Origin of the sequence: Pseudoalteromonas sp. Z9A5 (assembly GCF_011378875.1) — a bacterium.
In the GTDB taxonomy this organism is placed as follows: domain Bacteria; phylum Pseudomonadota; class Gammaproteobacteria; order Enterobacterales; family Alteromonadaceae; genus Pseudoalteromonas.
This window is the reverse complement of the sequence record NZ_WTLC01000021.1, coordinates 68,989-86,453: the sequence shown is the minus strand read 5'-3', so window position 1 is coordinate 86,453 and position 17,465 is coordinate 68,989. Positions and strand designations below refer to the sequence as shown.

At 37.5% G+C, this 17,465-nt stretch carries 17 protein-coding genes; 13 read left to right on the top strand and 4 right to left on the bottom strand.

From position 1 onward, the window contains the following. Positions 1 to 953 precede the first annotated feature (953 nt). The 5 genes from GQR56_RS12375 (at position 954) to GQR56_RS12355 (ending at position 3,423) form a co-directional block, all read left to right on the top strand. Positions 954 to 1,484, top strand: coding sequence for a hypothetical protein (locus GQR56_RS12375; protein ID WP_166111876.1), 531 nt, complete (start codon positions 954 to 956; stop codon positions 1,482 to 1,484). 182 nt (positions 1,485 to 1,666) lie between these two features. Then, positions 1,667 to 2,026, top strand: coding sequence for a hypothetical protein (locus tag GQR56_RS12370; protein ID WP_024612963.1), 360 nt, complete (start codon positions 1,667 to 1,669; stop codon positions 2,024 to 2,026). Positions 2,027 to 2,076: 50 nt separating this feature from the next. Continuing rightward, positions 2,077 to 2,391: a hypothetical protein gene (locus tag GQR56_RS12365; protein WP_024612962.1), complete on the top strand. Its 315-nt coding sequence runs from the start codon at positions 2,077 to 2,079 to the stop codon at positions 2,389 to 2,391. A gap of 112 nt (positions 2,392 to 2,503) precedes the next feature. Continuing rightward, a complete protein-coding gene (locus GQR56_RS12360) occupies positions 2,504 to 2,962 on the top strand; it encodes a hypothetical protein (protein ID WP_024612961.1) in 459 nt (152 codons plus the stop codon). A 26-nt stretch (positions 2,963 to 2,988) separates the two neighbouring features. Next, entirely contained in the window at positions 2,989 to 3,423 is a 435-nt protein-coding gene (locus GQR56_RS12355) for a hypothetical protein (RefSeq protein WP_024612960.1), read from the top strand. 307 nt (positions 3,424 to 3,730) lie between these two features. On the opposite strand, the gene queC is transcribed toward GQR56_RS12355, so the two are convergent. Next, a complete protein-coding gene (gene queC / locus GQR56_RS12350) occupies positions 3,731 to 4,387 on the bottom strand; it encodes a 7-cyano-7-deazaguanine synthase QueC (RefSeq protein WP_166111873.1) in 657 nt (218 codons plus the stop codon). Between the two features lie 144 nt (positions 4,388 to 4,531). On the opposite strand from queC, the gene queE reads away from it, so the two are divergent. Both queE and GQR56_RS12340 read left to right on the top strand, forming a co-directional pair. Next, the gene (gene queE, locus GQR56_RS12345; RefSeq protein ID WP_166111885.1) at positions 4,532 to 5,197 is read left to right on the top strand and encodes a 7-carboxy-7-deazaguanine synthase QueE; all 666 of its coding nucleotides are present in this window, start codon (positions 4,532 to 4,534) and stop codon (positions 5,195 to 5,197) included. Positions 5,198 to 5,457: 260 nt separating this feature from the next. After that, complete coding sequence (locus tag GQR56_RS12340; protein ID WP_166111870.1) at positions 5,458 to 6,201, top strand: class I SAM-dependent methyltransferase; 744 nt, start codon at positions 5,458 to 5,460, stop codon at positions 6,199 to 6,201. A 442-nt stretch (positions 6,202 to 6,643) separates the two neighbouring features. Here the strand turns inward: GQR56_RS12340 and GQR56_RS12335 are convergent, their stop codons facing one another. Then, positions 6,644 to 7,720 carry a hypothetical protein gene (locus GQR56_RS12335; protein WP_166111867.1) on the bottom strand — a complete coding sequence of 359 codons (1,077 nt, stop codon included), beginning with the start codon at positions 7,718 to 7,720 and terminating at the stop codon, positions 6,644 to 6,646. A gap of 425 nt (positions 7,721 to 8,145) precedes the next feature. Between GQR56_RS12335 and GQR56_RS12330 the strand changes: the two genes are divergently transcribed. Continuing rightward, entirely contained in the window at positions 8,146 to 8,673 is a 528-nt protein-coding gene (locus tag GQR56_RS12330) for a VOC family protein (RefSeq protein ID WP_166111862.1), read from the top strand. Positions 8,674 to 8,759: 86 nt separating this feature from the next. Here the strand turns inward: GQR56_RS12330 and GQR56_RS12325 are convergent, their stop codons facing one another. After that, complete coding sequence (locus GQR56_RS12325; RefSeq protein WP_166111859.1) at positions 8,760 to 9,458, bottom strand: GntR family transcriptional regulator; 699 nt, start codon at positions 9,456 to 9,458, stop codon at positions 8,760 to 8,762. A gap of 429 nt (positions 9,459 to 9,887) precedes the next feature. Here GQR56_RS12325 and GQR56_RS12320 point away from each other — a divergent pair, with 429 nt between their 5' ends. The 5 genes from GQR56_RS12320 to GQR56_RS12300 all read left to right on the top strand — a co-directional run bounded on the left by GQR56_RS12320 (position 9,888) and on the right by GQR56_RS12300 (position 16,069). Beyond that, positions 9,888 to 10,475, top strand: coding sequence for a TetR/AcrR family transcriptional regulator (locus GQR56_RS12320; protein WP_166111856.1), 588 nt, complete (start codon positions 9,888 to 9,890; stop codon positions 10,473 to 10,475). Positions 10,476 to 11,050: 575 nt separating this feature from the next. Next, complete coding sequence (locus tag GQR56_RS12315; RefSeq protein WP_166111853.1) at positions 11,051 to 12,574, top strand: aldehyde dehydrogenase family protein; 1,524 nt, start codon at positions 11,051 to 11,053, stop codon at positions 12,572 to 12,574. Further along, positions 12,574 to 13,878 carry an oxygenase MpaB family protein gene (locus tag GQR56_RS12310; protein WP_166111850.1) on the top strand — a complete coding sequence of 435 codons (1,305 nt, stop codon included), beginning with the start codon at positions 12,574 to 12,576 and terminating at the stop codon, positions 13,876 to 13,878. The genes GQR56_RS12315 and GQR56_RS12310 overlap by 1 nt, the downstream gene beginning before the upstream one ends. Positions 13,879 to 13,991: 113 nt before the next feature. Beyond that, a complete protein-coding gene (locus GQR56_RS12305; protein WP_166111847.1) occupies positions 13,992 to 14,969 on the top strand; it encodes a hypothetical protein in 978 nt (325 codons plus the stop codon). An 11-nt stretch (positions 14,970 to 14,980) separates the two neighbouring features. Beyond that, entirely contained in the window at positions 14,981 to 16,069 is a 1,089-nt protein-coding gene (locus GQR56_RS12300; RefSeq protein WP_166111845.1) for an FAD-dependent oxidoreductase, read from the top strand. A gap of 91 nt (positions 16,070 to 16,160) precedes the next feature. Here the strand turns inward: GQR56_RS12300 and GQR56_RS12295 are convergent, their stop codons facing one another. Then, positions 16,161 to 17,180, bottom strand: coding sequence for a fumarylacetoacetate hydrolase family protein (locus tag GQR56_RS12295; protein WP_166111842.1), 1,020 nt, complete (start codon positions 17,178 to 17,180; stop codon positions 16,161 to 16,163). Between the last annotated feature and the right edge of the window lie 285 nt (positions 17,181 to 17,465).

The window sequence follows — 17,465 nt, the reverse complement described above, 5'->3', positions numbered from 1 at the left end:
ATAAAGCTGAAAATTTTTTCAGAAGCACTCAAACAATTAAATAAGGATTGCCGTGAGTGCTTGTAGCTTATTAATAATTGTGGGGATCCCTCAGGGTCAAATCTTGACTTCATACATCTACTTTCATTATGTTGAATTTAGAGAAAATACCAAAGGCACCCATTTCAAATAATAGGAGTTAATTTACTACTAACCGTTTTACTTAAACAACATAACACTAAAGAAAAGGATACTTCGATGCCTGCAATGAAGCTAATGCAATATGTAGGGATTGCGGCGCAAATAAGCCAGACGATGTAAAAGCAGTACAAACCGCTTTAAATTCACTTCTCTCCTTTATAGCAGCCACTCAAAAATTAAAAGTAGACAGGCGTTTAGGCTCACGCCTTGAAAACTCTAAAACCGTAGCCAATATTAAGTTGTTTTAAAGCAAAGTTGTAAATATGGTACGCCCAGACGGAAAAATAGATCCAAGTGAACGCTCTCATAAAAAATCAGTGAAAAGCTACTGGGGAAAAGTATTAAAAATATAGGAGTGGTCGATTCTAAAGTGTTTATGAACAAAGTAATAAAACCAACTCACATAAAGATTGGCTTAGCATCAACTCAAGCTGAAGTGTTGTTGCTAGGCACGGTAATACAGGAAAGTCGTTTGAAAATATAGACAGTAATTAGGTGAAAGTCCTGCTTTGAGTTATTTTCAAATTGAATCTGCTACGAATCATGATATTTGGAAAAATCACTTGAGCTATAGACCAGAGCTGGCACAAAAAGTAACGATGCTTATGCATGCGCTATTGCTAGAGTTCATTATTTAAGAGCCCAGCAGCTTTACCGAGAACAAGTGATGTTAATGCCCAGGTCAAATATTGGAAAAAATATTACAATACACCTCTAGGAACAGGTACAGTCCAAGAGTAGGTACATAATTGGCAAACATATGGAGTTGACGTATGAATATAAATAAAATTTTTACTTGTGTTTTCTTATTAATCACAAGCCATGTATCTATAGCTTCTGATTGTTTGAGCATAAAAGTAATTGAACCGATTAAAGTTAATGATAAAACTGAGCGTATGCAGTCAATCAAATTTGATAAAGTTAAACTGCTTCATAAAGATAAGTCGGGTATTTGTTTGCCTACTCAAGATACCTATGTTTTAGCTTTTAATGAAGGTGTTCCTTTTATTACGGCACGTTTAAAGGGGCATACACCAGACATAACCTTGATAGAAAAAAATGACAATGACTATGCGTTAATTAAGTATTACGCTGGTAATAAACTACAAGTATTGAAAGGGTATCAACTTATAGGTTCGGAGCTGTATGAACTACCTAATTTTACTTTAAGTGGTAATGTAAGCAGTATCAATATAATTGATGGATTAATTAACGTTGAGAATAATGAGTTAGTTGAAGAAAAGCCGACTAACTCGGTCACACTTTATGATTTTAGTTTATCTGGCGTATTTATTAAGCCTTAGACAGGTTTGAGCTATAACAGCATAACATCAACCCCCATCTTAATTTTTTGTTTAGTTAAGTTGGGTGTGTGATTTAGTTTCATGCAAGGTACGTTACTTTATAAAGCAACTATTGGGTTAACTAAAAGAAATGTATCGGCTGAGCGTAATACTTATGTCCGCAATTTACTTTTAAGCGAAAAATGATTAAAAATACAGTATTACTCACTTTAACTGTTGTATCGAGCACTGCATGTGCAAATATAAAAGAAAATAAAATAGCTCCAACATACAGTTTAGAGAATAAAACTAACGGATATTTTATGGAACCGGAAGTTTTAGAAACGCCGAAGCAGGTTAATGCTTTATTTAGTAAAAACTGGTTTTATTCCTATGAAGTTGTTTTAGATAGTAAGCCAGCTATTAAAGTTGATAGTTGTAAGGTTTTATCTAAGGCATTGCAAGAGGGCTATAAATCAGCAAATTATAAAGATCAGGTCGCGTTAATAGCTACCAATAAAATATGTACCACGTGGGCTGATATGGGGACGTTAAAGTCTTAAAAAGAAAGCTTTTTAGGTTCATTTAAACACAGTGCAGTATTGCCAAAAAAATGCCGCCTGAGTTGTCTTTAATTATTTCGAATGATGACGAGCGCCGCTTAGCAAAAGCAAGTAGCTGGGAAGAAATGAGCCACATTAAAAAAGTAGAACCTGTAAATGATGACCAAGCTATTTATTACGATAACAGTGGCGGTATTCAAAGATTAACAATAATGGCGAAGGGCGATTATAACCAAGATGGTATTGAGGACATAGTTCTGCATATGGCAAATGCAGTTGAACGTGGTAGTTACTCCTCTTCTTATGGCTATGTGCTAACACGACTAACCGCCGATGCACCTTATACGTTAATTAAGCAGTTTTAATTACTTAGTATTGCAAATATACACCGGCATAAAGCATTCATTTAAACCGTGAGTGCTTTATGTTTACTTATTATGCTTATATTAAAACCAATAATTTAAAGGAATATTTATAATGATTGATTTTGACGTGATTGAGCAAGTACTTGGCTCTAATTTTAGTAATAATGCGATGGGGTTATGCCGTGATTTGTTTAACGAAAACCCTGAGTATCGTTACAATCATAAGTTTAATAAAGCCTCTGTAGTGATGCCAGAAAAAGGCATGTCTGTTACTTTTGAAGAAAGAATGGCCGAGTGCCTGTTTTTTCATTTTGATGGCGATGATGATGCCGATATTACACCGTGTGCACTTGATGTTATTTCTTTAAATAAAAGTTCGACCCCTGATGACGTTAAAAATAAATACAAAGAATATAACGTTGTTGAAGAGCCTTTAAGTGCTGACGATGAACATTCAGCAATAAATAACACGCTTACTTTTATAATTAATAAAATATGTATACGTGCGCAATTTAACGACAATAATAAACTATCTATTTTAAGTGCGATAAAAAACGTCACTAATTTATAACTCCTCTTATTTAAGCTGATTCAAATATGATAAAAAATAACTTTTTTTTGGTTTTTTTGAGCTTTCTCTTATTTTTTATTGCACCGTGTAATGCAACTCAAAGTGAGTTAGGGGTTATATTTAAATGCCAAGCAGATGCACCTAAGCCAATTGAAATTGTTGTTAGTAAAATGAATGGAACATTTAAGTTGGAGACGTTTAATGTTGAAGGAACCAACCTCACCAACTCTATCCGACTTAATGATGTAACTAAGTCGAGTTATCACCGTTTTTTGGTAACAGAGCATAGTATGACTTTTACACAAGCTAATGGTGGAGTCGTAGTAAGCGATTACTATAGTGAAGAGTTTGATATGGTTACAGAGGAAAGATCAGTAACCATACAAAAAAATGGCAAAAAAGACTATTGGACCTGTGATGATTCAAGTTTTAGCAAGTTATCTGCTATTGATGATTTTTAAGTGCAAGCAATATACAAATTGCCTAGATAGAATTACATGTAATAAAAACAGTATTCATGAAAAATTGACTTATTTATATAAAGCACAAGAAAATTGGTTTGCCGTTCTTGAGCATTCACAATATGTTTTTGAAAACAGTAAATTTGAGCATGATAGAAAACATGCAATTAAGCTGATTAAGTTAGGACAGGAAAAATTAAATAAAAAATGTTTATTTAGATGCCAGAAGAGCGTGCATAAAAAAGGCTATCAACGATAGCCTTTATATTTTATACAAATAGTGTTGGTAATATTACCTAAATAGCGCCTATTCGTATTCTAACGGGTCTGTAATATTGTTTAATGCAAATGCTTCAAGACGTTCTTGGCAAGCACCACATTTACCACAGGCTTTTTCACGACCATTGTAGCAAGTCCATGTTTGGCTGTAGTCTAAACCCATTTCCATACCGTCGGTTAAAATACCAATTTTAGTATTATTTAAGTACGGGCTAAAAATTTCTACCGCGTCGTAGTTTGCAATACGGCAAACATCATCCATTTTTTGCACAAATTCAGGACGGCAATCAGGGTAAATAGCATGATCCCCAGAATGAGCACCGTAATAAACTTGGCTTGCTTTAAGTGATACCGCGTAACCTACCGCTAAAGAGAGTAAGATCATATTACGATTAGGCACAATCGTACTTTTCATGCTTTCTTCTTCGTAATGGCCTTCAGGTACGTCAATATCATCGGTAAGTGACGAGCCACCAATAAGCTGATTAATTGCCGAAATATCTACAATTTTGTGCGGCACGTTTAGTTTTTCGCACACACTTGCTGCCACTTTAAGCTCTTTTACATGACGCTGACCATAGTCAAATGATAGGGCATATACATCATGGCCTTGTTGCAGGGCTTTATTTAATACGGTAAATGAGTCCATACCGCCGGAATAAATAACAACTACTTTTTGCGTCATATCTGTTTTGCTCTTAGTTTTAATAGAGGTTTATATCAGGGCGCGATATACTACACGCCCGCAGCTTAAATAACAATTTTTGCACAGCGCTTTTTGGGTTTTTATAGTAGCAATTTTGCTGCTAGGTAGTAAGTGAGATCTCTTTTGTACAAAATTAATGAAGTGTTTGAAACCATTCAAGGTGAAGCAAGTTTTACTGGCACACCCTCAATATTTTTACGACTACAAGGCTGCCCTGTAGGATGTTCTTGGTGCGACACCAAGCAAACGTGGGATGTAGATAACGTATATAAAGTATCGCTCGACGAAACCGTAGAAAAAAAGGCTGACTCAGATCATTGGGCAACGGCAAGCGCCGAGCAAGTACTCGCATTATTTCAATCGCGAGGTTACACAGCTAAGCACGTTGTAATAACTGGCGGCGAACCATGTATGTTCGATTTAAACCCAGTGTGTAACTTATTACACGAGAACGGCTTTAGCACGCAAATAGAAACCAGTGGTACATTTGAAATACTTGCCCCAGAGCAAACGTGGGTAACGGTATCGCCAAAAATTAATATGCGTGGCGGTTATGAAGTACTTACCAGCGCTATGAAGCGCGCAAACGAAATTAAACACCCCGTTGCTATGCAAAAACACGTAGAAGAGCTCGAAGCGTTATTTGCTAAAACAGGTGTTAATCCAAAGCTTGTTTACTTACAGCCAATTAGCCAAAAAGTATCAGCCACCAAATTAGCAATCGACACCTGCATTGCTAAAAACTGGCGCCTATCAATACAAGTTCACAAGTATTTAGGTATTAATTAATACCCACTTTGCATAAAGTTATAGTACGTAGGTTGGGTAGAGCGTAGCGAAACCCAACGTACCTTCAATCACACACCGTTCTTAACAACTTTCCATGATATTGAAATAGGTAGGCTGTATAGCTGAAGCGCCATCCGTCAATCCTAAATTTTGTAGCCTTAAACTACATCTACCCCAAAGTTCATATCTTCTTCGTTAATAGCCATAACTAGTTTATTATGCGCGACTCAAAACACGCTACTACAAACTACTAGGCTTATATGTCCGCAAACGCGCTTTACACCGACCTCTCTGATTACTACGACTTAATGTGCGCAGATATAGATTATCAAGCCCAAAGTAATTCTATTCACAGGCTGCACCAAATTTTTGGTAATAGCGGAAACACCCACCTCGATTTAGCGTGTGGCACCGGCCCGCATGTACGTCATTTTATAGATAACGGTTACCAAAGTAGTGGCCTTGATTTAAACCAACCAATGCTTGATAAAGCAAAAATTCGCTGCCCAGAAGCGCAATTTTCGTTGCAAAACATGAGTGAATTTAAAGTCACTGAGCACTTGGATTTAATTACCTGTTTTTTGTATTCACTGCATTACTGCGACGGTATTGATAAGTTAAAAGAATGCCTTGCTAGCGTACACAGTGCATTAAACACAGGTGGAATATTTTGCTTTAACGCCGTTGATAAAAATAAAATCGACAGCGATTCATTTGTAGAGCATACCGCAACAAGTGAAAATAGCTTATTCACATTTCGCTCTGGCTGGCACTACAGTGGCACAGGCAATAAACAGCTATTAAAACTCAACATAGAAAAAACCACCGCAGACAACACACTCGTATGGCACGACGAGCATCCAATGGTTGCTTTTAGTTATACCGAGCTTAAAGAAGCCTTAAAACCGTACTTCGAAATCCACGTGTTTGAACATGACTACGACAAAATAACCCCATGGGCACAGCGCTCAGGCAACGCTATTTTCGTCTGCGTAAAAATTTAAGTTATGGTGTGATGGCGGGGGAGGTTTAACCTATGTATGATCAAATGGTTAAAAGTAGCAAAAGTTGACGTTACTGACATTGGCACTAAACGATGAATGAGGTGAAAGCCAAGGGTCTTAATTAATCATCAATGATGCTTAATTATACTGTCTAACTAGGTGCGTAGTCATATTTAAATTGAGTTTAAATTGACTTTAAATAATAAGAACACTTGGTTTTTGAATAAAAAAGTTCAAGAAAACACAGTTGCCTGCTTGACCAAAATTTTCTAGTGGGGGACTCTTTTGGTTTTAGTTGAAAATGCGTTTGCAAGGTTAAAACATTTTCGTGCAATAGTAGCATATGCGATGAATTAAAATTGTAATTTGAGATCAAGGCAGTACTGGCGCATTCAATGATTTAGCTGCTAATTTGAAAGATCAGCAGCTCCTAGTCTCACCCTTAAAAGTTATACTGAATGGAGAGTGATAATGCTGTTACAGAACCATCATCAAATGCCCCTATAATACCTGTTCTTGCTTCAGTAGTGATACGATTTACGAACCCAGTAACCTTTACCTTATCTTGTGTATAAGATGTGCCAATTCCAAATTGCTTTATATTGCCATAAAAGCCATTAAGCGTTTGTTCCTCGTTTGGTCCGGATTCATAACCACCACGTACGAATCCAACCCACCGTTCCGTAAATAGATGTAAAGCACCTAAGCTATATTTATATGAGTCTTCTGAAATATTTGCAATAGGAAAACCGCTTGGTGGTTTTACTTCATAACCATCCCAATTCGTCCATCTTACAGTACCGAAAACCAAGTTTTCTGTACTCACAGGAAAGCGAAAGTCGAGATTAACTGATTCAGGAGTCGTAACATCAAACTTCCCTGTTTCCACGCCATTTTCTGTAGCATCTAACTCTTGGTCAACGTCAGAAAAGTACGTGAGTCCAACAAGTACATGATACTGCGGAATTTCATATGTTGCTCCAGCTACATAACCAAAGCTGACATTACCTTTAGTTTCTAGCGTATATCCACCTTCAACTAACGTAGCAGGTGCATACGTTGTTGCATCTTTTTTATGTCCACTTATTCCGCCATGTACCGCCCAATTCTCGCTAAGTTTATATCTCAATAGACCAGTAATACTATCAACTTGTACTTCATTTTTTACCCCCGCAAAAAAACCTTCACCATAAGTGGTCTCATTATAAAAAGGCGTATCTTTTATTAATGCAAACGATAGTTTTTCGTTTATATCTTGCTTATAGGTAAATGAATAAACTTTAATGTCATCCGTTAGCTGCCCTGTATCTATACCTGCTATATCCGTTCCTGAAAAATCGACTGAAATTTGGCTATATGTAGCTTCAATAAAAGTTCCTTCTTCAAATAGTTTAGTGATAGGCATTCCACTAAAGTCAATGGCTCCCGCTAACGCATTACTACTAATGATGGACATTACTACGGTGCTTGCTAATACTTTTTTACTCAATTTATTTTTAAAGTTTTTATTATTAAACATATTGTTCTGCTCCCCATGGTCTATTAGAAATAATTATTATTTTAAATGCTTTGGTATACATTTTAGTTTAATATACATACATAAATAGGTTTTGCTAGTAAAATGTATACCAGAAAGGTTAATTTATCATCAGAATACGTCTGTTCATCTCAAATAAGAGATCCAAAAATTATTTTTTTCTTAATGTTGATGGGAAGGAAGCATAAAAAGATAAGGGAAAAGAAAGACTAGAAGGAATACATTTTTGAATTGCTCATGCAAACAACCCTGAACTATTACAGGCAAAGTATTAAAAGATAAAATTGAGTAAATGAGAAAAGAATAAAACTATTTTAAAACGCTTTAATTTATTACCAGGCTTTGGTTCTAAAAATGACGAGTAAATTTATTAGATCAATAATTTAAATATATAACAGGAGAATAATATGACCGTATATGGCTTGCACCATGTTGCCTATCGTTGTCGCGATGCTAAAGAAACAACTGAATTCTATAAAAAATACATGGACCTTAATCTAACTATCTCCGTTGCAGAAAATAAGGTGCCATCAACAGGCGAATGGTCCCCTCATATTCATATTTTTTTAAAGATGGAGGATGGTTCATTTTTAGCATTTTTCGAATTGCCGGAATCACCAGATATGCAGATGGATAAGAACACACCTGATTGGGTACAGCATTTAGCACTTCGCGTTGCGGACATGGAAACTCTTTTAGCCTATAAAAATCGCTTGCAAGACGGGGGCATCAAGGTGGTTGGGCCTACTGATCACAAAATTTGCCAGTCTATATATTTCTTTGATCCGAATGGGCACCGAATGGAGTTAGTTGCAGACACAACAACACCAGAAATGGTCTTAAAGTTAAACCAAAGAGCAGGACCAATGTTAGAAGAGTGGTCGAAGACGAAACGTGCACCTGATGTTGACGATTTCATGCACGGCAATACATAACATCATAGTATATAAACCCTGTATTCCTTATGTTTAAGGAGTACAGGAATAATATTTTTTTATCTATTTTTATAAAACTGCCAATGTTAAATGCTTGGTGATATTTTATTAACCACTAATAGTTGCTTTCTAGCATCTTTCGAAATTAAATCCGCAGCCACGAGAATATGCTCTTGCATACGATTAGATGCTCGAGTTGATTGACCAGCTTGCAGGCTATCTAAAATTTGTTCATGATCGCGCTGCGAGCCTTCCAATAGAGTCATATTTGGGCTAGTCAACGTAGTGGCAATCACTTTAAATGAGAGCATCGGCATCATAACTACTTTTGCCAAAGAGCTACTAAGGGTGTCGTTATTAGCAGCATCAACAATAGTTTGATGAAATAGCTCATTCATATTTCGCCATTCGTTATGCTGAAATCCCTCTCCCGCACCTTCAAGTAACATTCTTCCTTTTTCAATACAACTTTTCAGTATTGCTGTGGTTTCATCTGACAAGCCTGTTTCGCACACTATTTGGCAGGCGAGCCCTTCTAAAGCACTTCGCACTTTAAATGCATCAAAAATAGTCTCAAGATTAATCGTGCGAACCCGATAACCTCGTTGTGATTCGTACTCCAGCAACCCTTCGTTTGCTAATGCTTGCATTGCAGCACGCACAGGCGTGCGAGACATACTTAGAAGATCACTGATCTGCCTCTCTGTAATAGACGCTCCATCAGCAAGGACTCCAATTAAAATGACCTCACGCAGTTTTTCAATAGCTTGTTCAGTTAACGTCAAAATATTTCCTTTTGGTATACATTATTTATAGCAAGCCAAAGTAGATTATAATCGATCTTGAGAAAGAATAATTTCTCGCTATGTGCGGTGTAAGCTAGTATTCGGGATTTTGTGTCATTTTTTTCAAATAGTCAAAAAAGAGATGATAAATAACCAAACCAACATTTAATGTAAAACCTATAAGATGAAGATGTTTACGCTACGTATTACTTACCTTAATGATTTTAGATAACCCTTATGAATATACTCATATTTTGCTATAGCTTTTAGAATCTAGCCCAAATTTAACAAAAATAATGTGATATATTAGAGACGTTATCACAATCTAATTTCCAATTTATTCAAAGTAGAATACGTAAATAATCATCATAATAATGTTTTACTTTGGTCCTTAACCTGATATTAAAGTTAAATAGAGATCGTTTTATTTTGGACGCAAGACAAATAAAAAGTAGAAAAAAGATCGAGCAAGCGCTCGCAACGTTATTAGAAACAAAGTCTTTAGATGAACTTTCTATTGAAGAAATAGCGCTAAAAGCAGGCGTTTCACGTCCAACGTTTTATCGTAATTATACAGGGCGACAGGCAATATTGGATGAAGCGGTGAAGGAATGGCAAGATCAACTAGATGTTAAAATTGAGCAAGTGAGTCAGTATAAGATGGAGCCTAGTGTAAATCTTCTCGCCGGATACTTTCGCATTGTTTTTGATAGTATAGATCCAGAAAATCATCTTTTACACTTAGCTTTACGCGGTCACGCAGGGTTAAAAACGAAATTATTATTGCAAGAGCGCGGTCGAAAAAGGGCGGTAAGTTTACTCAAAGAGTCTTATGGTCACTCTCTTGGTGATAATGATATGCAGTTTATTGCTACTTTTACTACCGCTGCATTAGATGGTGTTTTGCAAAGTTTTTTACAAAAAAATAATCCTTGGGATATCGAAACAACGTCATTCAATGTCGCACAACTTATTCACCTTGGTGTTGATAACTTCAAGTCTTTTCAAACGAAATAAAAATGACTAATTTTTATTTCAACGATATTTTAAAAATTCTCAAGTGATGTCCATAAACTATTTTTGTTTAATATAGACTATATTCCGACGAGTATATGATCGTGCTTATATTCAAAGATAAACATACATTTCTCTAAACCTCGCAATGTTTCACTTTAATCAAATGATCTGGAAATAACTTCATTTATGCCAACATGCATAAATAATTGAACACACTTTTTTATTTACGACGTTATGTGTGCTGAAAGTAGAGTAATGCAGGAGCAATGAGTGATAACAACGAGATGCAAATATTTTTGCCTAGCGCTAACTCAATTTTCTTGTCGTTAAATAGACCCCAATATAAGCCGATTTGTGTTGAACGTTATATAAGAGAGGTGCTTTCGGATGAAATTTACTTATCTCTTTTGATTAAATCCTAGATACGTTACAAGTTGTAATATATCTTGCGTTTACATTACACTTTGTAATATATTATTTACGTTAAGGTTTGAATTAACAAAAACACACAACACACACTACACAACACACACAATTATTGAAAATGTCACTTCACGGCATTGTGGGGAGTAATAATGAATAGAAAAGTAATGCAATCAGCTCTAGATTTAATCAGCGACACATCTCGTCATTTCATTGAGAGTAACCCTGGGCTATTTATCAATGGACAATGGACAGCCAGTAACAGTGATCAAACGACTGATGTCATTGATCCATCGACTGCAACGGTCATCGGTCAAACAGTTCGCGCAACAGCGCAAGACGTAGATAGGGCTTGTGCGGCGGCCAAAAGCGCTTTTGCTATTGGCTCTCCATGGCGTAAATGTAGCCCTCAAGATCGTGAGAAGCTGCTGAACAAACTAGCAGACGCGATTGAAGAAGACAGTGAAACACTTGCTGATCTTATCGCTGCAGATTTAGGTCTACCTCGCCACCTTGCCCTTGGTTTTGAAGTGTTGAAAACCGTTCAAACCTTTCGTTATTTTGCGGGTTTCCCAACAAAGATTAAGGGTGAAACAATCGATATTGATCCTGATATGCACGAAGGTGATTACTTTAGTTACACAACAAAAGAGCCAGTAGGTGTTGTTGGTGCCATTATTCCTTGGAATGCTCCATTAATGATAGCGAGCTGGAAGTTAGCGCCAGCACTTGCTGCAGGTTGTACTGTAGTTATGAAACCTGCTGAAGACGCCTCATTAGTTGTACTCCGTCTTGCAGAACTTGTGCGACAGGTTGGTTTTCCTGCAGGTGTATTTAATGTGGTAACGGGTGAAGGTCCAGTAGTTGGAGAAGCTATATTAGATAACCCAAACATAGACAAATTTGCCTTTACTGGCTCAACTTCTATCGGTAAACACATTCACGAAAAAGCATCAAATAGAATGGTGCGCCTAAGTTTAGAACTAGGCGGAAAAAATCCAGTAATTGTTATGGGTGATGCGGATCTTGAACCTATAGTTCCGATGATTTGCATGGCGACATTTGCCAACTCAGGTCAGATCTGCGTATCTGGCTCTAAGGTTATTGCTCATACCTCTATTGCTGAAAAATTGGCTAAAGCTTGTATTGCGTTTACAGAAAACTTACCACAAGGTAATGCATTACAAGATGGTAATATGATTGGCCCTATGTGCTCTGCAACCCAATTTGAACGTGTAATGAACTACATTAAACTTGGCGAAAAAGAAGGTCGAGTTCTAGTCGGAGGAAAGGCAATTGAAAGTGATGGTTATTTTATTAAACCCACTATTATCACCGATCTCCCTAAAAATAGTGCGTTACTTACAGAAGAAATTTTTGGTCCTGTAATGACTATCGAAACTTTTGATGATATCAACGAAGTCATCGAGGCAGCTAATGCATCTGACTATGGTTTGTGTGCAACCATTTTCGGTTCAAACCACGCGACTCTTCAACGAACGGCACGTGACTTGCGCGTTGGTACGGTGTTTATAAATAGTGCAGCTTTCCCCCCTGCAGGCGTACCAACTGGAGGCTTCCGTCAATCTGGTGTTGGACGTGATTTAGGCACTGAAGGACTTGGTGGTTATTTAGAATCAAAATCGGTTATCGCTCGCATCGGAGAACAACACTAATGAAATTACTTGATGAAAAAGATCTTGCTGCAGAGCTTGCAATAGACCAAGCAATGTTAACAATAGCAGAGGGGCGAACAGCGCCTCCTAGTGACATGGTTGTATATCCGTTTGAAGAGAATCCTGGTCGGAAAAATGTAGACAAACTCATGAAGCTTTTGTTTAAGGAAATCCCTGAATATGATCCTGAATTCGCGAAAAAAATGAGCATGTCGAACTGGTCTGGGGACCCGTTGTCGGATGCTGCTATTCTTAAAATTCGTCGTGACGGCGAGAACCCGCATGAAGTAATCAACCAAATTTTGACGGGTGGCATTGATGCCGTTGAAAGCCCATCTCCTGAATTGAAAGCTATTTGGGAAGAGGTCTCTGAAGATCCAGAATGGCTAGATTGGGACAAGATAGAGCTCGGTGCAAAAACTTATCGTGGTTATGGTTCTTATGGTTTTCAATTTCAAGGTATTGCTACATTAGACGGTTACCGCGTTCGTAACATTTCACGTACATTAATGTCCACAGGACAATATTCAGATGATACTGCATATAAACGTTTCTTGTTAACCTGTAACTTCTGGACTGAAATTTCTGAAGTGGGCGGCATGAAAAAATTTGGGGAAGGCTGGAAAACAGCACTTCGTGTGCGCTTGCTGCATACACTTATCCGTCGTGCGGTGTTTAGTAGCGAAAAGTGGGACCCTGAAGAGTTCGGCATGCCGATTAACCAAGCAGGTTTACTGGCTGCACCAATTATTTCCGCTTTAGTTTTGGGTAAAGCCAGTCGTATGTTGGGTCGAAAAGTAACCGATGAAGAAATCGAAGCAATGATGCACTTGTGGCGCTATGTGTCACATGTGATGGGTTACAGCTATGATATTCCATTCCCTACAACGATCAAGGAGGGGCAGAAAATTTTGTATCACTTGATGCTTTCGTCAGAAGCGTCGGATGATCCGGATGGTATTCGCTTGTGTAAATCCTTTATGGATTGTTTTGAACCGCCTAAAGAACTTAAAGGTCTTGAGAGATTTAAGCGTTGGTGGGAATACAAGTCAAACATAGCGATGACTGCATTTTTTGTTTCACCCGAAACACATGAGGTTGCAGAGCTTCCTAAAGCGAAATTTTGGGGGCTTGTTTATTTGATCGTAACAGGACCAAAGAATTATATTCGAGGTACACGTCGGTTGAACAATCCAGCTTATGCTGAAAAGCTTGATAAGAAAATTACCAAAGAAAGGCGAGATTGGGTAAATCGTCAACTCAATGAGGCTGATCTAGTGTACCGACCACAGTCTAAGTTTTAGATAAAAATGACAAGGCCGCATATATTGCGGTCTGTTTCATAAGCATGTAAAAATAATATTTTACTAAACGGCTATGGAATATACTCAACACTACACATTTAAGAGGTTTTTAAATGGTTAATAAAACACTTAATTACGTTAAAGCAGATGCAACTCATATTGATTTTCCTGTCACCAATAGAGAAGAACATTTTGAGTGGTGGTACTTTGATGCCCATTTTGAGAATGGTGACTTCCTGGTTGTAATGTTCTCCTTAAATGACACACGGCTAAAACCTAGACAACCTTCTGTTAGATTAAATATTTATCCGAGGGGCCAATCTGAAATATCTAAAATAAAGAAATACACGGAGACAGACGTATCAACTAGCGATATAAAGTGTGATGTAACATTTGGTAAAGAAGAATACTGCAAAGACTGTGGCGATCATTACGAACTTTATACAATGATTGACGGCTATGGTGCAAAGTTAACCTTAAATAAAGGTAATCACCCGTACACATCCGAAGGAACCGACACACCAATGCCTTGGACAGTTGCTGTTCCTTCTGGTCATATCGAAGGCGAACTTTATAAAAATGGTAAAACAACAAAAGTAAAAGGAACAGGTTATCACGATCATAATTGGGGGGAAAAAAGTCTAGCGGGTAGGGTGAAAAATTGGTACTGGGGGAAAGTGCATTCATCTGATATTTCTATCGACTACTCTGTAATTATGGATTTTGAAGATAATATACTTCAGTCTGGCGCATTGGTCACTGACAGTAAAAATCTTATAATATCTCCTTCTGAATCGATGACAGATCCAGAGAATGTAAAAGCCACAGCTGTCATTAATGACATCATGACTGAAGATATCATGGGTTATACATTCTCAAAAAGTTTGACGCTTAAAGGTTCAAAAGGTGATTTAAGTTATATCGCCAATATAGACCTTATAGCTTTAGTAATGATTGAACCAGGGGAGTTCCTTCCTGGAGAAGATGCTTATCGTTACATAGCAAAAGAAGAGCTTATAGTAACTCGAAATGGCGTTACCCAAACCTATCTATCAGAAGGTTTACATGAAATTGTTTATCCAAAAAAGTAATAGGTCTTAAAATGAGAAAGAAACTTGTAATAGTCGGTGGCGGCTATTTAGGCGTTGAATTAGCTAAAGCGTTAGATAATGATCTTGACGTTACACTTATAGAGCAACGCAAATCCTTCGTTCATGCGCCAGCAATGATACGTGCCATTGTAGACCCTTCGTTATTAGATCGCGCATTAATGCCTTATGACTTACTCCTATCAAAAGGGAAAGTAATAAAAGGAAAAGTGACTAGCGTAGATGAAAATGGTGTCACGTTAATGGATGACACACACATTGCGGCCGACTTTATAGTCATTGCAACGGGATCTACTAATGGAGACGCTTTCAAACCTGCAGGTGATAATATCGATGACTTTTGTTCTGTCGTCAAGGGGTTACATGATAAATTAAAAGCAGCATCGTCTGTTGCTATTGTCGGTGCCGGTACTGTTGGAACAGAGTTAGCTGGTGAAATTAGTTATGCAATGTCAGAGAAAAACGTTACGTTGATCTCTAGTGATTCCAGTCTATTTTTACAAATGCCACCTAAGTTTGGAGCTTCCCTTGCCTCAAAACTTAATGACGCTGGTGTTGATGTAAAGTTAGGTGTGAGAGTGAACAATCTTGAAAGCTTAACCACTCCTTATTCTGGTACCCTTAGTTTGTCTGACGGTAATACACTGATAGCAGATCTGATCATTCCTACGGTAGGTTCACGTGCTGCTTCAGTTGTACTTAACGGGTTACCTAACATTACAAAAGATAAATCGGATCGTGTTAAGGTCGATAGTTACTTACGTCCATCTACATTTGATAATGTATTTGCTGCAGGTGATGTTGCAAATAACACAGATGCTATGACGATTGTTGCTGTTAGTCGACAAGTACGATGGCTTACCAAAATGCTAAAAGAACAAGTGAAAGGAAAGGCCCTAAATCAAATTAAACCTTACTCCCCTTGGGCCGCAGGAAAAGCACCTTTATTTTTGCCACTAGGTCCAAATAAAGGTAATTCATTTCTTGTTATTGCAACCTTTGGAAATTGGGTAACGAGTGTTATCAAAGGTAAAGATTTGTTTATAAGTAAATATCGCAAACTTTTAGGTTTAAAAGGTTAAAGTTTCAGAGTTATTGTACTTTAGTCACTCTTTTTTCTTATGAGATAACTCCAAACGCTATCCAGCCTGTGATGGGCTGGATTGAATTTTTTTAGTTATTTGATTTAAACTTAACAACTGTCTGCTTGATAGATCCAAAGATTGAACTACCTTTTGCATCATTCATTTCTATACACACATGATCGCCAAACTGTAGGAAAGGTGTACTTGGTTTACCATACTGAATTGTTTCAATCATACGTATCTCGCCTAAACAAGAATAACCTAATCCACCTTCTGGAACAGGTTTACCAGGACCACCATTTTGTTTGTTAGATACAGTACCTGATCCAACAATAGTCCCAGCACCTAAAGGACGTGTTTTAGCGGCATGAGATATAATGGTCGAAAAATTAAAGGTCATATCTACGCCTGCGTTAGCCTTACCAAATAACTCCCCATTAATGGTAACAAGTAGCGGTAAATGGAGCTTTCCTCCATGCCATGCATCACCCAGCTCATCAGGCGTTACTGCAACAGGTGAAAATGTACCGAAAGGTTTGGCTTGATAAAAACCAAACCCTTTAGCGAGTTCTGCAGGAACTTCGTTACGTAACGTTACATCATTAACTAACATCACTAACTTGATTTTATCTGCAGCGTCTTCAGGCTTGGTTCCCATTTTTACATCGTCAGTAATAACAGCAATTTCACCTTCGAGATCCATCCCCCAAGACTCATCCTCTAGTGGAATATCATCGTGGGGTGCAAGAAATACGTCAGACCCCCCTTGGTAAATTAGAGGTTCTGTCCAGAAGCTTTCTGGCAATACAGCATTTCGTGCTTTACGGACTAACTCAACGTGGTTTACATAAGCCGAGCCATCAGCCCATTGATAAGCGCGAGGTAGTGGCGCAGTACAAGCAGACTGGTTAAAAGGTTGAGACTCTAAACTACCATTATTTAGAGCAAGGTAAACAGTATTAAGTAATGGTGATGTTGTACTCCAATTATCAAGTGCTTGCTGTAGCGAACTGGCTATATTAGGTACTGTAATGCACTGACTTAAATCACGAGAGACGACAACTAGTTGACCATCTCGTGTATCGTTTTTTAATGTTGCTAGTTTCATGTGTCGATTCCTTTTATAAGCTTAATTATTTATCACGCATCCCACAGGTGTGTTGGGATCTCGCTTGGTTTTATATTCCGATTCGATCATCTACTACTTAACTACATCGAGTTTCTTGAGCCTTCTATATGTCCTGTTATTACTCGTTGGTCTAGGCACTGACTATTCGTCATCAAATAAGGATATAAATAGAAAACAATTATTAGATACATTTGGAACTATGTCAATTGTTTAGCATTGCGTTTTTTATTTTTTAATATATTAACAATGTTTAAATTATAGATT

Excerpts from the sequence above, each read along its gene's own strand:
- GQR56_RS12375 (WP_166111876.1), top strand. The coding sequence starts at position 954 with ATGAATATAAATAAAATTTTTACTTGTGTTTTCTTATTAATCACAAGC.
- GQR56_RS12370 (WP_024612963.1), top strand. The coding sequence starts at position 1,667 with ATGATTAAAAATACAGTATTACTCACTTTAACTGTTGTATCGAGCACT.
- GQR56_RS12365 (WP_024612962.1), top strand. The coding sequence starts at position 2,077 with ATGCCGCCTGAGTTGTCTTTAATTATTTCGAATGATGACGAGCGCCGC.
- GQR56_RS12360 (WP_024612961.1), top strand. The coding sequence starts at position 2,504 with ATGATTGATTTTGACGTGATTGAGCAAGTACTTGGCTCTAATTTTAGT.
- GQR56_RS12355 (WP_024612960.1), top strand. The coding sequence starts at position 2,989 with ATGATAAAAAATAACTTTTTTTTGGTTTTTTTGAGCTTTCTCTTATTT.
- queC (WP_166111873.1), bottom strand. The coding sequence starts at position 4,387 with ATGACGCAAAAAGTAGTTGTTATTTATTCCGGCGGTATGGACTCATTT.
- GQR56_RS12340 (WP_166111870.1), top strand. The coding sequence starts at position 5,458 with ATGTCCGCAAACGCGCTTTACACCGACCTCTCTGATTACTACGACTTA.
- GQR56_RS12335 (WP_166111867.1), bottom strand. The coding sequence starts at position 7,720 with ATGTTTAATAATAAAAACTTTAAAAATAAATTGAGTAAAAAAGTATTA.
- GQR56_RS12330 (WP_166111862.1), top strand. The coding sequence starts at position 8,146 with ATGACCGTATATGGCTTGCACCATGTTGCCTATCGTTGTCGCGATGCT.
- GQR56_RS12315 (WP_166111853.1), top strand. The coding sequence starts at position 11,051 with ATGAATAGAAAAGTAATGCAATCAGCTCTAGATTTAATCAGCGACACA.
- GQR56_RS12310 (WP_166111850.1), top strand. The coding sequence starts at position 12,574 with ATGAAATTACTTGATGAAAAAGATCTTGCTGCAGAGCTTGCAATAGAC.
- GQR56_RS12305 (WP_166111847.1), top strand. The coding sequence starts at position 13,992 with ATGGTTAATAAAACACTTAATTACGTTAAAGCAGATGCAACTCATATT.
- GQR56_RS12300 (WP_166111845.1), top strand. The coding sequence starts at position 14,981 with ATGAGAAAGAAACTTGTAATAGTCGGTGGCGGCTATTTAGGCGTTGAA.
- GQR56_RS12295 (WP_166111842.1), bottom strand. The coding sequence starts at position 17,180 with ATGAAACTAGCAACATTAAAAAACGATACACGAGATGGTCAACTAGTT.